We start from the raw sequence: 21,483 nt of genomic DNA, 5'->3' as shown, positions 1-21,483 counted from the left end.
TAATACCTAAGGCTTAAATGAAACTAAAAGATAATATAAGTACAGATGACCAGCTCATTGGTGTAATGTTTAATGCATATCCAGATAGTATCGGATCAAAACTATCCGATACCATTGCTATGCTTCAAAAACCTGAATTTAAAGACGTATTCTCTTTTTTCTACGTGTTGCCCACTTTTTTTAATAGTGATCTTGATCGGGGTTTTTCTATAATAGATTACAATCTTAATAATGAGTTGGTGTCACAGAAAGATTTGGAAGATCTGAAGGCTTTAGGAATTAATTTGAAGTTCGATATTGTACTCAATCATTTATCCGTAGCATCTCCTCAATTTAAAGACTTATTAAAGCATGGTGAGAGGTCTAAATTCAAAGATTTTTTTATCAGTTGGAACGACTTTTGGAAAGGTAATGGCGAAATGAATGAAGCGGGGGTTCTAATTCCAAAAGATGAGTTGCTCGATAAGCTATTTATGAGAAAATCAGGTATGCCTATATTAAATGTGCCTTTTCCTGATGGCTCAAAGCATCCATATTGGAATACGTTTTACCAAAAAGTAACATACAACAAAATTAACTCCGAAGATTTAAAGGAAATTTCAGAGCTCAGCCCTACAGAAAAAGAAGCAATTGTCAGTAAAGTCAATATGGCCGTTGAAAATGGGATAGATATAGACGCTGTTGGTTTTAATCAAGGGGATGCTATAACCTCCAAGGTGCTTAATATCGTTGATAGAAAATGTACGTATTTAGGTCAAATGGATGTCAATGCAAAGTCACCTCTCGTTTGGCGTTTTTATGAGGATACTTTATCTAAGTTAAGTGATTATGGTTGCGAAATATTAAGACTTGATGCCTTTGCTTATTTACACAAGGAAGTAGGTGAGTCTAATTTTTTTAATGTACCTGGAACTTGGGATTATTTAGACCGAATAGCCTCTATCGCTGGATTGAATAATTTACAATTATTACCAGAGATACATGCAGAATATGGGTTAGGCTTACATAAAGAAGTTGCTGATAAGGGCTATAAAATTTATGACTTCTTCCTGCCGGGCTTAATGATTCATACATTAGAGAAAGCAGATAATAAGCCGTTATTAAAATGGATCAATGAAATTTTTGAAAATGATTACAAAACGGTTAATATGCTTGGTTGTCACGATGGTATTCCGGTTTTGGACTTAAAAGGCAAGGAGGTCAATGGTGAATATCGTTCTGGCTTATTGAAGGATAATGAAATCGAAGACATCATGGATGTAATCATTCAAAGAGGAGGGCGTGTCAAAAACCTATTTGGCCCATCTGGTGAGAAAATATCATATTACCAAATCAATGCCACTTACTTCAGTGCTCTAGGCGAAAGTGAACAAAAATTATTATTAGCTAGGGCCATACAAATGTTTATGCCTGGTATTCCCCAAGTCTGGTACCTCGATCTTTTTGCAGGTAAAAATGATTATGAAGCTGCAGATAAAGGAGGCAGCGGTGGACATAAGGAAATCAATAGAACAAATCTAACTGCTAGCGATGTTAATTCTCAATTGAACGCAGAAGTGGTAACAAGGCAATTAGAAATTATTAGATTCAGGAACACCTCAAAGTCTTTTTTGGGTGAGATGACTATTAATGATTCGCCACAGAATTGCTTGGACTTTACTTGGGTTAATGGCACATCCGTTTCAAACTTAAAGGCTAACCTAAAGTCGTATAAATTTGAAATTACAAGCATAGAGTCTGGCATTAGAAAGTTTATAATTTAAGGGAGTTAAACCTTCATTATTAAATCGATTAAACAATTCTCTTTACCAAAACTTAGGATTAGTATCTTTGCGTTTCATTCTAACCGCATTTTATGAGTAAACAGAGCAAGAGAAGAGAAGCATTAGTGTACCATGCAAAACCTACACCTGGTAAGATCAAAGTAGTGCCGACCAAAAAATATGCCTCACAGCGTGATTTATCTTTGGCATATTCTCCAGGGGTTGCCGAACCTTGTTTAGAGATTGAAAAAGACAAAGACAATGTTTACAAGTACACCACTAAAGGAAACTTAGTTGCTGTAATTTCTAACGGTACGGCCGTTTTAGGCTTAGGAAACATTGGTCCTGAGGCATCTAAACCAGTCATGGAAGGTAAAGGCTTGCTCTTTAAGATATTTGCGGATATAGATGTTTTTGATATTGAAGTGGATACTGAAGATATTGAAGAGTTTATTGCTACTGTAAAAAATATAGCCCCAACTTTTGGAGGCATTAATCTAGAAGACATAAAAGCTCCCGAAGCTTTTGAAATAGAACGTCGCTTAAAAGCTGAACTAGATATTCCGGTAATGCACGATGATCAGCACGGCACTGCTATTATTTCAGCGGCAGCCCTATTAAATGCATTAGAATTAGCTGACAAAAAGATTGATGACGTACAAATTGTTGTGAGTGGTGCAGGTGCTGCGGCTATTTCTTGCACACGACTGTATCAGTCTTTCGGCGCAAAACGTGAAAATATAGTGATGCTCGATAGTAAAGGAGTCATCCGTAACGATCGTGAACATTTGAGTACCGAAAAAGCTGAATTTTCTACACATAGAAAAATAGACACCTTAGATGAAGCCATGAAAGATGCTGATGTCTTTATTGGTTTGTCTATGGCGGATATTGTGAGTCCTGAGATGTTAGTAAGCATGTCCGACAACCCAATTGTCTTTGCGATGGCTAACCCAGATCCAGAAATTAATTACCAATTGGCATTAGATACGCGCGATGATATTATTATGGCAACTGGTCGTAGTGACCATCCAAATCAGGTAAATAATGTATTGGGATTCCCTTTTATATTCAGAGGAGCATTAGATGTGCGGGCTACAAAGATCAATGAAGAAATGAAGATGGCTGCTGTAAAAGCCCTTTCAGAATTAGCTAAGGAAGCTGTCCCCGAACAAGTAAATATTGCTTATGGCGAAACCAGATTAACGTTTGGAAGAGATTATATAATTCCGAAGCCATTCGACCCTAGATTAATTGCCAAGGTGCCGCCAGCAGTGGCTAAAGCAGCAATGGATAGTGGTGTTGCAAAAGAGCCCATCTTAGATTGGGAAAGGTATGAAAACACATTGCTAGAACGATTAGGATCGGATAATAAATTGGTTCGTTTATTATTGAATAGGGCTAAAACAAATCCTAAACGGGTAGTTTTTGCTGAAGCAGATCGTTTAGATGTATTAAAAGCAGCCCAGATTGTTCATGATGAAGGTATTGCTATTCCTATTTTATTGGGAAGAAAAGACGCCATTATTGAACTCATGGAAGAGATAGAGTTTGAAGCAGATGTCGAAATCATTGATCCAAAATCCGATGAGGAGCTTTCACGTAAAAATAAATATGCTGAGGTCTATTGGAAATCTAGAAAACGAAGAGGGGTAACGTTATACTCAGCTGAGAAAATAATGCGCGAGCGTAATTATTTTGCAGCTATGATGGTTAATGAAGGAGATGCCGATGCTTTAATTTCAGGATATTCCCGCAGTTATCCAAGTGTGGTAAAACCGATGTTGGAACTTATAGGGATGGCAGATGGTGTTAGTCGTGTCGCAACGACCAACCTCATGATGACCCAGAGAGGCCCGATGTTTTTAAGTGATACGTCCATTAATATAGACCCGACTGCAAAGGATTTGGCTAAGATTGCACAAATGACATCTCGTGTGGTAAAAATGTTTGGGATGGAGCCGGTTATGGCCATGATATCCTATTCTAACTTTGGGTCTTCAGAAAATGAACGTGCACGTAAGGTCGGTGAAGCTGTAACTTATTTGCACAAAAAGTATCCAGATATGATTGTTGACGGCGAGTTACAGACAGATTTTGCGTTAAATTCTGAAATGCTTCAAGATATATTTCCGTTTTCAAGACTAGCAGGAAGACGTGTCAATACCCTTGTTTTTCCTAATCTTGATGCGGCTAACATTACGTATAAACTACTAAAAGAATTAAATGGTGCTGAATCTATTGGGCCAATAATGATGGGAATGCGTAAACCTGTACATATCTTACAATTAGATGCAAGTGTTGATGAAATTGTAAACATGACAGCAGTCGCAGTTGTTGATGCCCAAGAAAAAAGTAAACGTCAAATGGAGAAAGCACAATAATGTAAGGTCTGTTAAGGGCTTTCTTTTGTAAATAATTTTATTACATTTGGGACATTAACTTGTGAAAATTCATGATTACACACCTAGAGGGTAAACTCGTTGAAAAGAATCCTACTGATGTGGTTATAGATTGTAACGGTGTAGGTTATTTTTTACATATATCCTTACATACCTACTCTCAAATTCCCGATCAAGAACATTTAAGGCTTTACACATATCTTCAAGTTAGAGAGGATGCCCATAATTTATATGGGTTTTCTTCAAAAATTGAACGAGAAATTTTCAAATTACTGTTATCAGTCAGTGGTGTTGGAGCTAGCACTGCCCGAGGTATGTTATCTTCCTTAGACCCAGATCAGGTAAAGGAAGCTATTGCATCAGGTGATGTAGCAACCATTCAATCCGTAAAAGGAATCGGTGCAAAAACAGCACAGCGTGTTATTTTAGATTTAAAAGACAAGGTATTACGGGTGTATGGACTAGATGAAGTTTCTCTAACATCAAACAATACAAACAAAGGTGAAGCGTTATCTGCTTTAGAGGTTTTAGGGTTTACTAAGAAACAATCAGAAAAAGTGATTGATAGAATTGTAAGTAAACAGCCTGAAGCTTCTGTTGAAGCTATTATCAAAGAAGCACTTAAAAACTTGTAAGACCATTGAATTCAACCGCTACTAACATCTTTACTCGTTTTTTTAATTGGCGCCTTTTACTTATTCTTTTAGTATTTGGCGATTTTTCTTTTGCGCAAGATACAGGTCAAGACCAAGACTCCACCAAAACGACTTTTGCTTTCGGTAAAATTAAACCACCAAAACCGGGGAGTATAGAATCGAAATATACTTATGACCCTGTATTGGACAAGTATATATACACCGAAAAAATAGGCTCTTTTAATATTAATTACCCTTTGATCCTAACTCCAGCTGAGTTTCAGAAGTTGGTGATGCAAGAAAGACTCAAGGAGTACTACAAGGCTAAAATTGATGCCGCTGATGGTTTAAAGGAGGGCTCTGAAGAAGGACAAAAAAATCTATTGCCAGAATTCTATGTTAACTCTGGTTTGTTCGAAACCATCTTTGGGGGAAATACGATTGAGGTCGTTCCTCAAGGATCTGTGGAAGTGGATCTCGGTGTGCTTTGGACCAAGCAGGACAACCCTGCGTTTACTCCGCGTAATCGATCTAATTTTACATTTGACTTTGATCAGCGTATCAGTCTAAGTTTATTGGGTACGGTTGGGACACGCCTTCAGGTGACTGCAAATTACGATACACAGGCTTCGTTTGACTTTCAGAACTTAGTGAAGTTAGAATATACTCCAACCGAAGACGACATCATCCAAAAAATTGAAGTGGGTAATGTGAGTATGCCACTAAATAGTACGCTTATTACTGGAGCCCAAAGTTTATTCGGGGTGAGAACGGAATTGCAATTTGGTAAAACCAGAGTAACTGCCGTTTTCTCAGAACAACAATCCCAATCGAGGTCTGTTGTTGCACAAGGCGGAGGTACAACTGAAGAGTTTGAGTTTTTCGCCAGAGACTACGACGAAAACCGACACTTTTTCTTAGCACATTATTTTAGGGATAACTATGATGCAGCACTGAGGACCTATCCATATATTAATAATAATGTTCAGGTCACTAGGATAGAGGTTTGGGTAACCAACCGAAATAACCAAACTCAAAATGTAAGAAACATTGTAGCATTTCAGGACTTAGGTGAATCCGAAATGGAAAATATTGGTTTAAACCCTATACCAGCAGGATTTGTAAATAACCCTGGTGGTGTACCAGATAATGGCAACAATGATTTTGACCCAACAAATATCGGAGGCCCAGGATCTTTACTGACGGAACAGGTCAGAGACATTACCAATGTCGAAAACGGTATTAACGTACCGGTAAATGAAGGTTTTGATTATGGTAAGTTAGAAACTGCTAGGCAGCTCGTGCAAGGTCAAGATTATATTTTAAACACTCAGCTAGGATATATTTCTTTAAATCAACGCCTTTTGAATGACGAAGTGTTGTCGGTTGCCTTTCAGTACACTATTGGAGGTGAGGTGTACCAAGTTGGTGAATTTGCTAATGATGGTGTAAATGCTACTCAGGTAGCTGACGGAACAAATGGAAACCAAATTGTAAATAATCAAAGTTTGGTCACTAAAATGTTGAAGAGTGCTATCACTGCAGTAGAGCAACCTATTTGGGACTTGATGATGAAGAACATTTATGATACAGGTGCCTTTCAATTAGACCGTGAAGACTTTAGATTAAATATCTTTTATACTGAGGCTTCGCCTTTAAATTACATCACACCTGTGGATGGAACGACTTTCCCTCCTTTTGATAATAATACCACAATAACTGCGGACGATACTCAAATCACCGAAACCCCTTTGATACGTCTTTTTAATTTAGATCGTCTGAATTTTAATAATGATCCTCAAGAGGGAGGTGATGGTTTCTTTGATTTTGTGCCGAGAATTACGGTAATTCAAGAAAACGGAAAAATAATTTTCACATCGGTTGAACCTTTTGGGGAATATCTATTCAACGTTTTAGACGATCCAAATAACCCTGGAGATTACGATCAGGATATATATACCAATCCAAACCAGGAAAAGTATGTGTACGATCTATTATATAAGTCAACCAAGACTCAGGCATTAGATGAATCTGAAAAGAATAAATTCCAAATTAAAGGGCGCTATAAGAGTAGTAGTGGCGGAGGTATTCCTATACCGTTTGGGGCAACTCAAGGGTCAGTAAGGGTTACTGCTGGTGGACGTCTTTTGGTTGAAGGGATTGATTATACTGTAAATTATGCTGCTGGACGTGTTGAAATATTAGATCCTGCCCTTAAGGCATCCAATACACCAATTAATGTGGATGTTGAGAACAATGCACTATTTGGACAGCAAACACGTCGATTTACTGGGATTAATGTAGAACATCAATTTAATGATGACTTCCTATTAGGTGGAACCTTGTTAAATCTTAACGAAAGACCAATTACCCAAAAGGCTAATTTTGATTCTGAGCCAATTAATAATACCATTTTTGGTATTTATGGTAATTACGCCACTGAAGTACCATTTTTAACGCGATTGGTCAACAAACTGCCAAATATAGATACGGATGTGCCATCGAATCTTTCTGTACGTGGTGAGTTTGCTTATTTAGCACCAGGCGCTCCAAAAGGGACTGACTTCAATGGTGAGGCTACAGCTTATATTGATGATTTTGAAGGGACACAAGGGGCTATAGATTTATTGTCGCCACTGTCTTGGTCGCTTTCAAGTCGACCTAGAAACTTAGGAAGAGCCTACAGCTTCGGTCCAGAGGACGATCCAGGGATTCAAAACGGGTTTGACCGTGCATTTTTAAACTGGTACACAATTGACCCTATTTTTTACGGAAGTCAACGACCAGATGGTATTTCAGATAATGACCTTTCAAATTTATACACAAGACGTGTGTTTATTGATGAGATATTTCCAGAGATTGATTTAGTACAGGGTCAAACGGCTGTAATTCCAACTTTAGATTTGGCGTATTACCCAACCGAGCGAGGCCCATATAATTTTGACCCTGATGCTGCTAATGGAAATGCTTTAAATGCGCCAGATAGTTGGGCAGGGATTACTCGGCAAATTACATCAACAGATTTTGAACAGGCCAATGTAGAGTATATCGATTTTTGGGTGCAAGACCCGTTCTTAGATGACCCTACAAATCCTGGAGGAACATTGACGATTAACCTCGGAAATATCTCAGAGGATGTCTTAAAAGATGGAAAAAAACAGTTTGAAAACGGTTTGCCAGAAGATGGTAATATTGACTTTTTACAAAACGTAACGGCTGATACGCCTTATGTGGTACCGCAAAGTCAATCCTTAATTTACACATTTGGAACTACAGGTCAAGAAAGAACAAATCAGGATGTTGGTTTTGATGGTTATGATGATGTTGAGGAACAAGACATCGTCAACTTTATGGAGCAACAAACAGGTGAAAATTTAGACTTCGGACCGGACCCATCAAAAGATAACTATACCTATTTTTTAAATACAACTGGAGATATATTTGAACGCTACAGACAGTATAATGGTCAAGAAGGGAATACACTCGATGTCTTCACAGACACCAACAGAGGTTCATCTACCTTGCCAGACGTTGAGGACATCAACCGGGATAACACAATGAATACTATTGATAGTTATTTTGAGTATGAAGTTGATGTGAGACCAAATACATTGAACGCTAACAACCCACTCATCAACGATATTAAGCGTAGAAATGTTACTTTGCCAAATGGGGATACTCGCGAAGTGGTTTGGTATCAATTTAGACTGCCAATTTCTGAACCCACAAGAGCGGTTGGAGGCATAAGTGATATCCGTTCAGTGCGTTTTGCCAGATTATACCTCACCGATTTTATGCAAAATACCATACTACGTTTTGCAACGTTGGATTTGGTAAGAAGTGATTGGAGACGCTACACCTTAGATTTAGACAATAATCCATCAAATAATGGAACAAACACAGAATTTGCTGTTGGTATTATAGGTGTACAAGAGAACGATGGCAATTATGTGATTCCACCTGGGGTTCAGCGAGAGCAACTTAATAATAACAACACGGTCATAAGACAAAACGAACAATCGCTTGTGCTCGAAGCTTGCGAATTAGAGCCCACAGACTCAAGAGGGGTATTTAAGAACGTAAGTTTGGATATGCGTCAGTATAAGCGTATGCGGATGTTTTTACATGCTGAGGCTCAAGAAAACAGAACTTTAGACGATGGTGAGCTTGTCGCTTTCATTAGAATGGGGAATGACTTTACAGATAATTTTTATCAAGTCGAAATTCCTTTGACACCTACGGATTTAGCAGCATCTGAACTTCCTGTTGAAGAACGAGTATGGCCTGAAGCGAATGAAATTAATGTGCCTCTAGAATTTTTTCAGCGTATAAAATCGCAAGGTATATCTGACCAGACGTTGACCAATGAAGACCCTGTATATTATGATGTTATTGATGGGCAACTGAGTGAAACAGCTGCACCAGAATTCCCAGTTGGCGGTATTGTTAACCAGCGTGTCGCCGTTAAGGGAAATCCAAACTTCGGGAACATTAGGGTGCTAATGGTTGGGGTTAAAAACTCAGGCATCAACAGAACACCGGCATGTGGTGAAGTGTGGTTTAACGAATTGCGAATGTCAGACTTAGATAATGAAGGAGGATGGGCCGCTGTTTTGGGTATGGACTCTAATATTGCTGATTTTGCTAATGTCAGTGCTTCTGGTCGTATGAGTACTGCTGGTTTTGGCGGTATTGAGCAATCACCAAATGAAAGAAGTAGAGAAGATGTACAGGCTTATGATGTAGTCACCAATGTGCAATTAGGCCAGTTATTACCAAAAAAATGGGGTGTACAAATTCCTTTTAACTATTCGCAAAGTGAAGAGTTGATTACTCCTCAATTTGATGCATTCTATAATGACTTAACGCTTGATTCAAGGTTGGACGCTGCAAATTCTGAGGAAGAGCGTGAAGAAATACGTGTACAATCTGAAGATTATACCAAACGGAAGAGTATTAATTTTATTGGAGTTCGTAAACAGCGAACTGGTGATGAAAAAGCTAAGTTTTATGATGTTGAAAACCTAACATTCAACTATGCATACAATAAAACCGAACATCGAGATTTTGAAATTGAAAATTCATTGGTTCAGAATATAAATACAGGAGTTAATTATGTGCATGCCTTTGAACCATGGAAGATAGAACCGTTTAAAAAGAATGATTCACTTTTCACAGGTAAATATTGGAAAATTTTAAAGGACTTTAATTTAAATCCATTACCAACTAATTTTTCTGTTAACACGAATATTTCGAGACAGTTTAGCAAACAAAAATTCAGAGAAATTGATTTGGGAGGTGATAATATCGGTATTGAGGAACTATTTAGACGTAACTACTTATTCGATTTTCAATACGCTATTAATTTTCAATTAACAGATGCATTGAGTGTTAATTTTAATGCCTCTAACACTAATATTGTAAGAAACTATTTTATCGATGACCGAATCAACGGACGTCAAGATCCAGAATTAGGAGTTTGGGATGATTTCTTTAATGTTGGGGATCCTAACCTTCAAAATCAAAGTCTTCAGGTCAATTATGATCTGCCAATTTATAAAATACCCGCGTTGAGTTGGATAAAACCAACCTATTCTTATAATGCCTTTTTCCAATGGCAAAAGGGGTCGGATTTAAACGAGAATTTTGAATTCATTAATGAAAATGGAAACTCAGAGTTTTATAATTTGGGGCACACCATTCAAAACTCAAATAGCCACGTCTTAAATACCACATTCGATTTTAACACTTTATACAGAACGTTAGGGATTAAGACCACACGGAATAGAAACAACAGAAACCCAAGAGCCAATAGAACGCGTCAACCAGGTCAACCAACCGCTGACCAAAATGCAAACAGAACAAGTCTTGGTAAAAAAGCAGGAAACACTTTAATTGATCTTGTAACAATGATAAAACGTGTGCAGGTTAATTATTCTGAAAACAACGGTACGTTTTTACCGGGATACACCAGAACACCAGGTTTTATCGGTACATTGAAGCCAACATTGGGGTATACGTTTGGTAGTCAGTCGGACATAAGAAGTTTAGCAGCTAGAAATGGTTGGTTAACGACCTTTCCACAATTCAATCAGCAATACACTGAGGTTACCAATAAAACCTTTGACTATTCAGCAACGTTAGAGCCTCTAACGGATTTAAAAATCGATATAGTTGGTAATCGTATTTATGCTGAAAACCTAACGGAAAACTTCAGGATTGAAGATTACATAGACGCTGATGGCAATGAAGTGCCTGCGGGAACAGGGGATGGAATTTTGGACTATAATTCGCTAGTGCCAAACACTTTTGGAAACATGAATATTTCCACGGCACTCATCAGAACGGCATTTAGCAGTAGTGATGAAAACCAAAGTGAAGCGTTTAACGATTTTAGGCAAAACCGATTGGTGATTGCAGATCGATTGGCTCAAGAGTTTTATGGAGACAACAACTTTGCAAGAGATGCAGAAGGATTCCCTGTTGGATTTGGTAAAAATAGCCAGCGTGTATTAATACCCGCATTTTTATCTGCTTATCAAGGCTCAAATCCAGAAAGTATTGATCTGTCTCCAATACGAGAAATTCCAATCCCTAACTGGACCATTAAGTACACAGGCTTAATGAAAATTCCATGGTTTAGAAATAACTTTCAACGTTTTTCTATTCAGCATGGGTATCGTTCTAATTATGTGATTAGCAACTTTAGGTCTAATTTAGATTTTAATCCAGATGACCCAACAGAATTGAATCAAGGTGGTGATTTTAAAGCACCGACGTTATATAGTAATATCTTTTTGGAGGAGTTGTTTACGCCATTGATAAAATTAGATTTTGCGATGAAGAATTCCGTTCAGGTTGTTGCAGAAGTTAAGAAAGACCGTTCCTTATCCTTGAGTTTGGATAATAATTTAGTGACCGAAATTCAAGGTAATGAGTACACGCTTGGTTTAGGTTATAGAATTAAAGATGTACGCATCCGTTCTCAATTGGCTGGATCAAGACAGATCATTAAAAGTGATCTTAATATGAGGGCTGATATCTCGGTAAGGGATAATAAAACCATTATCAGATACTTAGATTTAGAAAATAACCAGATTACTGCAGGACAAACGATATGGAACTTAAAGTACCAAGCAGATTATTCCTTTAGTAAAAACCTAACAGGTATTTTCTATTTTGATTATTCGTTTTCAGATTTTGCCATCTCAACTTCATTTCCTCAAACCCAATTGCGATCTGGGATAACTTTACGTTATAATTTTGGGAATTAATTTTGAAAACTCTCGACTAAACATTTACTTTTGTTCTTTTAATTTTTATAGCATCACAAATGAACGTACCAGCAGATTTAAAATACACCAAAGACCACGAATGGGTTAAAATTGAAGGAGACATTGCAACTATTGGCATTACTGATTTTGCCCAAGGAGAATTAGGTGATATTGTTTATGTCGAAGTTGAAACTGTTGACGAAACTCTAGATGCTGAAGAAGTGTTTGGAACTGTAGAGGCTGTTAAAACAGTATCTGATTTGTACTTGCCATTATCTGGTGAAATCATTGAATTCAATGAGTCTTTAGAAGATGAGCCAGAAAAAGTAAACTCAGACCCTTACGGAGAAGGTTGGATGATAAAGTTAAAGCTTTCAGACCTTTCACAAGTAGATGATTTACTTTCTGCTGAAGATTACGAAGCTATAATCAATGGATAAATTAAAAGTGTTTTGGCTGATAGTATCAGTTGTTTACACTTTTGTTTTAATCTATTTTAGTTTGGCAAATGTGGATTCCATTATGCCAGACTCTGAGACCTATCCTATAGATAAAGTACTTCATTTTATAGCTTATACTGTTTTGAGTATTTTATGGGCAATCTGTTACCATAAAGCATTTTCTAAAAAACATAACCGGGCACTTTTAATAAGTCTTCTATTTTTCGGAATTTGTATGGAATCCACTCAAGAAATCATTAGCCCTTTTCGAACATTCGACTGGCTAGACCTCATTGCAAATTGCGCAGGAGTCGTCTCTGGTATGATAATTGCGACTTATTTATTAAAATCTAAAGTTAAAATGGACTAATACTTTGCGTGTTTCATCCTTTTTTAATTAAATTAGCAACATTAACACGAATTATAATATGGAACCTAAAAAGAATCCAAAGTCAGATGTAAGCCGTAACAGCTCAATTTATTTTGCTGTTGGTTTGGCTTTAATGCTACTTGTTACAAATTTGACGATCAATTACAAGACTTACGATAAGAGTGCAATTGACATTGGGATGTTAAATCTTGATGACGAATTAGATGAAGAAATTCCGATTACGGAACAGATTGTGACACCACCGCCACCACCTCCGCCACCACCACCAGCTCCGGAAATTATTGAAGTGGTAGAAGATGAGGAAGAGGTTGAGGAAACCGTAATTGAATCAACAGAAACTGAACAAGATACTGAAATCGTTGAGGTTGAGGATATCGAAGTAGAAGAAGTCGAAGAAGATATTGAGGTGCCATTTTCAGTTATTGAAAACGTTCCTGTATTTCCAGGATGTGAAAACGAAAAAAACAATACAGCTCGTAGAGATTGTATGTCCGAAAAGATTGCCAAGTTCGTCAACAGAAAGTTTAACACAGATTTGGCGGGTGACTTAGGGTTATCTGGTCGTCAACGTATCAGTGTATTCTTTAAAATTGATAAGAATGGTAATATTGTTAATGTTGGGGCAAGAGCACCACACCCTGGATTAGAAAGGGAGGCAAAACGTGTTATTTCTTTATTGCCAAAAATGAAGCCAGGTATGCAACGTGGTAAAGCGGTAACTGTACCATATTCATTACCTATTTTATTCCAAGTACAAGATTAAGAAAAGTCTTAACTATAAATGAAAACCCTGCGGCATAGTCGCAGGGTTTTTTTATTAGGGGACTTCATTCCCGTGACATCGGAACCTACATTAAAAATCCCGTTCAAAATTAATTGGACGGGATTTTCGTTTTGGTATGCTTATTGTGATTTTATCATAATATTAACATTTTAATTTAACGTATTATGAAAAATTTAAAAAAATTCTTCAGAAACGCTGGTCAGAGCGCTACTGAAGTAAAGAAACCACAAAAGCACGATGTAAATTTACAAAAAAACTCAGGGCTTTATTTTCAAGTCGGATTGATTTTGTGCTTGCTCGGTACTTTCGCATTATTCGAGATGCAATTTGAAACCAAGTACATTTCAGAAATGGATACAGACATTGCTGAGGTAGAAGACATCACTATTCCCTTTCATGATTTTAAAATTGAGAGAGTGGTAGAAAAGCAAGAACCTAAAGAAAGGGCACAAAAAGTAACTGATATTATCAAAGAAGTTCCAAACGAACATGATGAAATCTTTAAAAAGCTCATCACATCAGAAGAACCCAACTTTGATCCTCCCTTAGATCCTGGAAAGATCGAAGATCCAGTTAAAGTGAACGTTCCCGATGACGTTCCTTTCATCTTTGTACAACATGTCCCTGTTTTTCCTGGCTGTGAAAAGTACACTGATAATAAAGATCGCAGAGATTGCATGTCTAAAAAGATTAACAAAATAGTGCAAAGAAAATTCGACACTAATATTGCCAGTAAGTATGGCTTAACAGGAGTGCAAAAAATAGATGTGCAGTTTATTGTAAACAAAGAAGGATTTGTTACAGGAATTAAAACGAGAGCACCCCATCCTAAATTAGAAGAGGAAGCCGAACGTGTAATTAATAAAATTCCTCAGATGAAACCAGGTATGCAGCAAGCTAAACCGGTAAATGTGATTTATACCTTACCGATTAAGTTTCAAGTGAGAGACTAAGGTCATCATCATAAACGATCAGTAAACCGTTATCTTTTGGTAACGGTTTTTTTAGGTTTTAAAAAATAGTATCTTTCAACACTTTAAAGGCTCAGATCCGTATGAAGAATCTTCTAGTTGTGTTATGTGTTGTCTTTGCAATGTCTTTGAAGGCACAAACTCCCATAACTTACGAAAAACCTCCTGTGTTTGAAGACTGTCAATCACAACCAATTTCTAATCTTAAAAATTGCTTTCAATTTCACTTTAATTCCTTTGTTTATGAAAATTTTAAAGTGCCAGATATTGTTGATGAAGAATCTTATACAGGTGAAATAAAATTATTATTTGAGGTTGATAAAGAGGGGCAATTTCAACTCATTTATGCAGATGCTATTTATGAAGAACTGAAGACAGAAACCCAACGTGTTTTTGATAGTCTACCTAAAATTCAACCAGCAACATATAATGGTCAGCCAACCTTTGCGCAGTACACCACTCAAATAAAAATTCCTTTAGTCACTCCTGTGATGGGAAGTGAAACCATTCAAGATAAAGAAGAGGCTAAAGCAGTCACTAAGGACAATCTCAATGCTGTATTATCGAATGAGATTGACAGCATCAATGCGTCTTTAGTGCCTTACGAAAAGAAGGAATACAGTAGCGAGCTTAATATCCCGTTTACCCATACGTATTACGCGCGGTTTGACCAGAACATGAACGTCATTGGCACTAACAGCCATACTGCGGCTAAGCCTTTCATCTATTCCGAGGTGGCTAATTATTACGATTTTAAGGCTGAAAAAGAAAGTTTAGCAAAGGATGTGTCCTCTTGGGCAGGACGTAAACTTTGGAACGAGCATTTAGTGGAGCTACAAGGCAAGGATTATTGGTTTACTATAGATCCTGTGTTTGATTTACAAGTCGGGAAAGATACAGAAGCTGATTTTAGTTCAACATACAATAATACAAGAGGGATTTTTGTTCAAGGAGGACTTGGAAAACGCTTGAGTTTTTCGGCATCCATTTATGAAAGTCAAGGGCGATTTGCGCAGTATTTTAATGAGTATGCAGAAAGCATCAAAGCGTTTGGGCCAGACCCAGCGATAATTCCTGGACGTGGTATTGGTAAAGGCTTTAAATCCAACAGCTATGATTACCCTGTTGCCGAAGGTTATTTATCATACACACCTGCTGATTTTGTAAATATGCAATTTGGGCATGGTAAAAACTTTATTGGCGATGGTTATCGTTCTTTATTTCAAAGTGATGTGACCAGTCCATATCCCTTTTTAAAAACCAATTTTAAATTCTGGAAAGTAAAATACACGAGTACGTGGATGTGGTTAAAAGATGTACGCGATGAAGTTGTCCAAGACGGTGCGTTTTTAACCAAGTATATGGCCAACCATTATTTGAGTTTTAATGTGTCTAAACGTTTAAATATCGGACTGTTTGAATCTGTGATTTGGAACAATGCCAACGACCGTGGATTTGATGTTAACTATTTAAATCCATTGATTTTCTTCAGGGCGGTGGAGTTTGAAACTGGTCAGGATGCCGGCAATGCCTTGCTCGGGGCTTCAGCAAAGTATAAATTGAATAATAAGGTGAACCTCTACGGACAATTTATTTTGGATGAATTCTCTTTGTCCGATGTTAGAGATGGAGACAAGAGTTATAAGAATAAGTTTGGGTTTCAGTTAGGAGCTAAATACTATAATGCTTTTAAAGTTGATGGTTTATTACTCCAAGCAGAATACAACCAAGTACGTCCTTATGTATATTCTCATAACAGCATCGTTTTAAATTATGCCCATAACAACCAGTCCATGGCACATTTATGGGGAGCAAATTTTAGGGAATTAGTACTTATTGGCAGATACAATTATCAAAGATGGTTTGCTGATGCCAAGTTTATTTTTGGAACAAGAGGCTTTGATTTTGATTCTGCTGATAACCCTTTTGACTATGGAGGAACGGTATTTAGTGATGAGGATAACCGGCCAAGCGATACAGGTATAGAAATCGGTCAAGGGAATAAAACATCTGTTTTTCATACTGAATTGCAAGCAGGGTATATTTTAAATCCGGTAACCAACCTTAAGTTATTTACAAACATCAGCTACCGTAATTTCGACCCAACAGTTGAAACTAATATCACAAAGCGTAGCAATACAGTGTGGTTTTCTATTGGTTTACGTACGGATTTGTTTAACTGGTATTACGATTTTTAGACCATTTAATTAAGTTATTATTTCCATTGGTCAAAACTAAATTTCAAACTATCTTTGCACTCGCTTATACGAGCGCTAAAACAAATAGCATTGAGTACTGCAAAGTCATCATTTTCAATAGCTAATATGGCTACGGATTTTAAGGAAATTACAAAGATGGGATTGTCCATTAGTGTGGTTTTTTCTTCAGTTGCAGGGTATTTATTGGGTGCACAGACCATTGATTTTACAACTTTAATCTTGTTGTGCTTTGGTGGCTATTTTATGGTTGGAGCATCAAATGCGTATAACCAGATCATTGAGCGCGATTTAGATGCTCTAATGGATCGTACTAAAAACAGACCGATACCAGCAGGCAGAATGTCTGTAAATACAGCATTTGCCATTGCGGTAACGTTTACCTTATTGGGGGTGATTGCACTTTACATTATCAACCCCAGAACAGCCATGTATGGAGCGATTTCTATTTTTCTATACACCAGTGTGTACACGCCTTTAAAAACAAGAACTCCATTGTCTGTTTTTGTGGGAGCTATTCCTGGTGCAATTCCCTTTATGCTGGGTTGGGTTGCTGCACGTAATGATTTTGGTATTGAACCCGGCACTTTGTTTGCCATTCAGTTTTTTTGGCAATTCCCACATTTTTGGGCAATAGGCTGGTTTTTGTTTGAAGATTATAAAAAGGGTGGCTTTTTTATGTTGCCAACAGGAAAGCGAGATAAAGGCACTGCTGTACAAATTATAATGTACACAGTTTGGACGGTCATTGCATCCATAATTCCAGTATTTGGATTTACGGGAGAATTGAAATTGTCTATTGTCGGAGCAATACTCGTCTTTTTATTAGGTATGGTAATGCTTTATTATGCACTACGATTATTCCAGCTTAAAACATCAAAAGCAGCAAAACAGTTGATGTTGTCGAGTGTGTTTTACATTACAATGTTGCAGATTATTTATGTTGCAGATAAATTTATAAGATAATATATGGATTTAACAGAAGGAACTCCAGAAGAGAAGAAGGCACGGTCTAAAAAGATGATGCTTTGGTTTGGTATTGGCTCTTTAATAATGTCTTTTGCTGCATGGACAAGTGCATTTATTGTCAGTAGTAAACGCGAAGATTGGTTGACCGATTTTCAACTACCTGAAGCTTTTTTTATAAGCCTTGCTATTATTATAGTAAGTAGTATCACTTTAATTTTGGCTAAACGCGCCTTAAAAAATAATCAACGGTCACAGGTAACAACATGGTTATTGGTGACGTTTGTGTTGGGTGTGATTTTTATTTTTTACCAACTTCAAGGCTTTAATCAGATTATTGCAGATGGTTATAACTTCACGGGACCAACAAGTAATATTACCATGTCTTACGTGTTTTTGATCGCTGCCGTGCATATAGCCCACGTGGTTGTTGGACTGATATGTTTAATTGTCGTAATTTATAATCATTTTAAACAGAAGTACAACTCCTCAAAAATGTTGGGCTTTGAACTGGCTTCCAATTTTTGGCATTTTGTAGACCTGCTTTGGGTTTATCTCTTTTTGTTTTTATATTTTTTTAGATATATAATTTGATTATTTTTGTGGCAATCTTAGAATTCTAAATAATTTTTATGGATACAACAGTAGCAACTACTGGTACAGAAGACAATACTTGGGGAGGCGGAAAGAGGCCTTTAGGAGCAAGTTATGGGAAACTAATGATGTGGTTTTTTATTGTCTCTGATGCACTGACCTTCTCAGGGTTTTTGGCAGCCTATGGATTTTCAAGATTTAAATTTATCGATTCATGGCCAATTGCGGACGAAGTATTTACGCACGTTCCGTTTTTACACGGTCAGGAGTTACCGATGATTTATGTGGCATTTATGACGTTTATACTGATTATGTCATCCGTGACGATGGTATTAGCTGTAGATGCAGGGCATCACATGAATAAGAAAAAAGTAACGCTTTATATGTTCCTAACTATTATTGGTGGTGCCATTTTCGTTGGCTCACAAGCATGGGAATGGGCAACATTCATTAAAGGTGATTACGGAGCTGTGCAAACCAAAGGTGGAAATATTTTACAGTTTGGTGAGTATGTAGAAAAGGACGGTGAACAAGTGTTTAAGCGCGTCGCTTTAGCAGACTTTGTAACCGCGTCGGAAAGTAGTAGAATACAGCACGAAAGAAGCAACGGGTTATGGTATCAGGATGAAGGCACTTTGCCAACTTACACAGTTAATGACGTATATGCAGGCTTAGCTGCTAATGAAGATGTTTTAGTTAGAACACAACTGATAAATGAAGAAGGTGAAAAAACAGTTTTAACCAGGGAAGAATCATTAAGTCAGATTCAAAATAACGGAAAATTAGTAGTAGAAGGTGCAAATCTTCAGGTGAACGAATATGGGACTTCCTTATTTGCAGACTTTTTCTTTTTCATTACAGGGTTCCACGGATTTCACGTTTTCTCTGGGGTAGTGATCAATATCATTATATTTTTCAATGTCATTTTAGGTACTTATGAAAGAAGGGGTAGTTATGAAATGGTTGAAAAGGTAGGATTGTACTGGCACTTCGTAGATTTAGTTTGGGTATTTGTATTTACATTCTTCTATTTAGTTTAAAATATTTTTAGAAACGAACATGGCACACGCACATAATTTAGCAATATTTAGAGGGCGCTTAAAATTTAAATCTAACATTCAAAAAATTTGGGGTGTTTTGGTTTTATTATCTATAGTTACAGCTGTAGAGGTTGTTTTGGGTATCTACAAGCCTGCTAGTTTAATGACCCCATTAATTGAGACACCTTTTGAAGGTGGGTTTATAGCAACCTTAGCCAACATCTTTTTATCACCAATCATATACATGAAGTCCTTAAACCTTATCTTCATTGTATTGACGATAGTAAAGGCCTATTATATTACATGGGACTTTATGCACATGCGCGATGAAACATCGAGCTTAAGGCGCATGGTGGTTTGGACGGCAGTTTTCTTAATTTGCTACCTTATTTTTATTCTATTACAAGAAGGTGGCTATGTGTTTGATGTTTACTTTCAGGGAGACCCTTTAATTAAAAGAGATTTTTAAACGTCAATTTAGCGTTAAATGATAGTAAAAGGTGGTTTTTTTGAACCGCCTTTTTTATTTTTGCAGCATGAAAAAGAGCAACCTCAAACGCAATGTCGTTTTAAGTATTTTATTCTTCCTGCCGGTTGCCTTTTTGTTAATGTTATATCCTGCGAAGCACAACTATATTCCATTGGATGTGGTTAATAAAAATGTAGCGGAAATGGATGGTTTTATAGTTGAAGGGGAACAAATTCAATTTAAAGACCACATTACAGTTTTGGCTTTTTTAGGAAGTCAACCTTTAGATAAAGCAATTGCAGCATCAAACTTAAAGGAATTGGTTTACGATAAGTTTAAAGGCTTTAAAACCTTTCAGATTGTTGCTGTTGTTCAACAAGGAACAGAAGACCAAGTAGAAGCACTTAAAAAGGAGATAAATACTTATGAAGATTTAAGATTTTGGCATTATGCTTATGGAACGGAAGCCCAGATTGAAGACCTTTTTAAAAGCTTAAAAACTCAAGAATCTCTAGATGATTTTATGTCAACTGACCATGTGTTTATCATCGACAAGGATGTATATCAGCGTGGTCGTTTAGATGCTAGGGAAGCAAAGGAAATTGAAGCAAACAAACCGTTGACCCAATTATTTTCGTACGATTGTATTGAGGTTGCAGTAATAAAAAATAAAATGAGCGAAGATGTTAGGATACTTTTTACCGAATACCGCCAGAAGCGCAAAGGTAATTTTGATTCTACATCGAGACGGGCTCAAGATTTAAAAGATAACGATGAGTAAAAAAGCAAACTATTCCTATATCGGTATTGCCTTCATTATTTTGGTGTTTGGTATTATTTTCATTCCAAAAATAATTGACCGCATCAGTAATAAGGATATTATACGAGAGGATATCAGAAGCGAAGACGTAACCACAAATTCTGAGTTTATGGAGTCGTCAAAAGACTCGGATTTGGTTTATATTACTAATGCAGCTGGTGAACGAAAAAAAGTACCAAGCTTTAGCTTTACAGATCAAAATGGAAATACTGTTACTGACGAAGACTATTTGGGAAAGGTATATTTAGTGGAATTCTTTTTCACCACGTGCCCAACCATTTGCCCGAGGATGAATAGAAATATGATTGATATTCAAAATCACTTTAAGGATGCAGATGATTTCGGAATAGCATCTTTTACCATAAACCCAGAAACCGACACGCCAGAAGTCTTAAAGACCTATGCGGAGAACTATGGGGTTACAAATCCTCATTGGCATCTAATGACAGGTGACAGGGAAACGATCTATAAATTGGCTAATGAAGGGTTCTATCTCTACACAGCCAAAGACGAAGAGGTTGAAGGAGGATTTGAACATTCTGGCAACTTTGCTTTGATTGATAAAGAAGGGTTTATACGCTCAAGAGTGACATCTTCAGGCAGTCCGTTGATTTATTACAATGGAATTGTTTCTGAAGAAGAAGGAGTCGATGATGAAGGTATCCCTGAAGAAATTTCAATTTTAAAAGAAGACATTGCTAAACTATTAAAAGAATAA

Annotated in this window: 15 protein-coding genes; all 15 read left to right on the top strand. The window is 37.0% G+C overall.

What is annotated here, in order from left to right:
* The first annotated feature begins 17 nt into the window (after positions 1 to 17).
* The 15 genes from ACFEMA_RS04170 (at position 18) to ACFEMA_RS04100 (ending at position 21,483) form a co-directional block, all read left to right on the top strand.
* A complete protein-coding gene (locus tag ACFEMA_RS04170) occupies positions 18 to 1,763 on the top strand; it encodes a glycosidase (RefSeq protein WP_411766754.1) in 1,746 nt (581 codons plus the stop codon).
* 92 nt (positions 1,764 to 1,855) lie between these two features.
* Positions 1,856 to 4,147, top strand: a complete 2,292-nt coding sequence (locus ACFEMA_RS04165; protein WP_411766752.1) for an NADP-dependent malic enzyme — start codon at positions 1,856 to 1,858, stop codon at positions 4,145 to 4,147.
* Positions 4,148 to 4,218: 71 nt separating this feature from the next.
* Positions 4,219 to 4,800: a Holliday junction branch migration protein RuvA gene (ruvA, locus tag ACFEMA_RS04160; protein ID WP_411766751.1), complete on the top strand. Its 582-nt coding sequence runs from the start codon at positions 4,219 to 4,221 to the stop codon at positions 4,798 to 4,800.
* A 5-nt stretch (positions 4,801 to 4,805) separates the two neighbouring features.
* Positions 4,806 to 12,074, top strand: a complete 7,269-nt coding sequence (gene sprA / locus ACFEMA_RS04155) for a cell surface protein SprA (RefSeq protein WP_411766750.1) — start codon at positions 4,806 to 4,808, stop codon at positions 12,072 to 12,074.
* A 59-nt stretch (positions 12,075 to 12,133) separates the two neighbouring features.
* The gene (gcvH, locus tag ACFEMA_RS04150; protein WP_411766749.1) at positions 12,134 to 12,514 is read left to right on the top strand and encodes a glycine cleavage system protein GcvH; all 381 of its coding nucleotides are present in this window, start codon (positions 12,134 to 12,136) and stop codon (positions 12,512 to 12,514) included.
* The gene (locus ACFEMA_RS04145) at positions 12,507 to 12,884 is read left to right on the top strand and encodes a VanZ family protein (RefSeq protein ID WP_411766748.1); all 378 of its coding nucleotides are present in this window, start codon (positions 12,507 to 12,509) and stop codon (positions 12,882 to 12,884) included. Before gcvH ends, ACFEMA_RS04145 begins: the two co-directional genes overlap by 8 nt.
* Positions 12,885 to 12,942: 58 nt before the next feature.
* Positions 12,943 to 13,668 (top strand): energy transducer TonB, encoded by a 726-nt coding sequence (locus ACFEMA_RS04140; RefSeq protein ID WP_411766746.1) that lies wholly within the window; start codon positions 12,943 to 12,945, stop codon positions 13,666 to 13,668.
* Positions 13,669 to 13,853: 185 nt separating this feature from the next.
* Entirely contained in the window at positions 13,854 to 14,642 is a 789-nt protein-coding gene (locus ACFEMA_RS04135; RefSeq protein ID WP_411766745.1) for an energy transducer TonB, read from the top strand.
* Between the two features lie 101 nt (positions 14,643 to 14,743).
* Positions 14,744 to 16,858, top strand: a complete 2,115-nt coding sequence (locus ACFEMA_RS04130; protein WP_411766743.1) for a gliding motility protein RemB — start codon at positions 14,744 to 14,746, stop codon at positions 16,856 to 16,858.
* Positions 16,859 to 16,984: 126 nt separating this feature from the next.
* Entirely contained in the window at positions 16,985 to 17,842 is an 858-nt protein-coding gene (gene cyoE, locus ACFEMA_RS04125; protein ID WP_411766813.1) for a heme o synthase, read from the top strand.
* A 3-nt stretch (positions 17,843 to 17,845) separates the two neighbouring features.
* Positions 17,846 to 18,436: a heme-copper oxidase subunit III gene (locus ACFEMA_RS04120; RefSeq protein ID WP_411766742.1), complete on the top strand. Its 591-nt coding sequence runs from the start codon at positions 17,846 to 17,848 to the stop codon at positions 18,434 to 18,436.
* Between the two features lie 38 nt (positions 18,437 to 18,474).
* Entirely contained in the window at positions 18,475 to 19,476 is a 1,002-nt protein-coding gene (locus ACFEMA_RS04115) for a cytochrome c oxidase subunit 3 (protein WP_411766741.1), read from the top strand.
* Between the two features lie 19 nt (positions 19,477 to 19,495).
* The gene (locus ACFEMA_RS04110) at positions 19,496 to 19,945 is read left to right on the top strand and encodes a cytochrome C oxidase subunit IV family protein (protein ID WP_411766740.1); all 450 of its coding nucleotides are present in this window, start codon (positions 19,496 to 19,498) and stop codon (positions 19,943 to 19,945) included.
* A 67-nt stretch (positions 19,946 to 20,012) separates the two neighbouring features.
* Positions 20,013 to 20,726 carry a hypothetical protein gene (locus ACFEMA_RS04105; protein WP_411766739.1) on the top strand — a complete coding sequence of 238 codons (714 nt, stop codon included), beginning with the start codon at positions 20,013 to 20,015 and terminating at the stop codon, positions 20,724 to 20,726.
* Positions 20,719 to 21,483 carry an SCO family protein gene (locus ACFEMA_RS04100; protein ID WP_411766738.1) on the top strand — a complete coding sequence of 255 codons (765 nt, stop codon included), beginning with the start codon at positions 20,719 to 20,721 and terminating at the stop codon, positions 21,481 to 21,483. Before ACFEMA_RS04105 ends, ACFEMA_RS04100 begins: the two co-directional genes overlap by 8 nt.

It is taken from the genome of Winogradskyella sp. A3E31 (assembly GCF_046720935.1).
Classification (GTDB): domain Bacteria; phylum Bacteroidota; class Bacteroidia; order Flavobacteriales; family Flavobacteriaceae; genus Winogradskyella.
This window is presented reverse-complemented; position numbering and strand designations above follow the sequence as displayed.

Coding starts and splice junctions, on each gene's coding strand:
- ACFEMA_RS04170 (WP_411766754.1), top strand. CDS start 18: ATGAAACTAAAAGATAATATAAGTACAGATGACCAGCTCATTGGTGTA.
- ACFEMA_RS04165 (WP_411766752.1), top strand. CDS start 1,856: ATGAGTAAACAGAGCAAGAGAAGAGAAGCATTAGTGTACCATGCAAAA.
- ruvA (WP_411766751.1), top strand. CDS start 4,219: ATGATTACACACCTAGAGGGTAAACTCGTTGAAAAGAATCCTACTGAT.
- gcvH (WP_411766749.1), top strand. CDS start 12,134: ATGAACGTACCAGCAGATTTAAAATACACCAAAGACCACGAATGGGTT.
- ACFEMA_RS04145 (WP_411766748.1), top strand. CDS start 12,507: ATGGATAAATTAAAAGTGTTTTGGCTGATAGTATCAGTTGTTTACACT.
- ACFEMA_RS04140 (WP_411766746.1), top strand. CDS start 12,943: ATGGAACCTAAAAAGAATCCAAAGTCAGATGTAAGCCGTAACAGCTCA.
- ACFEMA_RS04135 (WP_411766745.1), top strand. CDS start 13,854: ATGAAAAATTTAAAAAAATTCTTCAGAAACGCTGGTCAGAGCGCTACT.
- ACFEMA_RS04130 (WP_411766743.1), top strand. CDS start 14,744: ATGAAGAATCTTCTAGTTGTGTTATGTGTTGTCTTTGCAATGTCTTTG.
- cyoE (WP_411766813.1), top strand. CDS start 16,985: ATGGCTACGGATTTTAAGGAAATTACAAAGATGGGATTGTCCATTAGT.
- ACFEMA_RS04120 (WP_411766742.1), top strand. CDS start 17,846: ATGGATTTAACAGAAGGAACTCCAGAAGAGAAGAAGGCACGGTCTAAA.
- ACFEMA_RS04115 (WP_411766741.1), top strand. CDS start 18,475: ATGGATACAACAGTAGCAACTACTGGTACAGAAGACAATACTTGGGGA.
- ACFEMA_RS04110 (WP_411766740.1), top strand. CDS start 19,496: ATGGCACACGCACATAATTTAGCAATATTTAGAGGGCGCTTAAAATTT.
- ACFEMA_RS04105 (WP_411766739.1), top strand. CDS start 20,013: ATGAAAAAGAGCAACCTCAAACGCAATGTCGTTTTAAGTATTTTATTC.
- ACFEMA_RS04100 (WP_411766738.1), top strand. CDS start 20,719: ATGAGTAAAAAAGCAAACTATTCCTATATCGGTATTGCCTTCATTATT.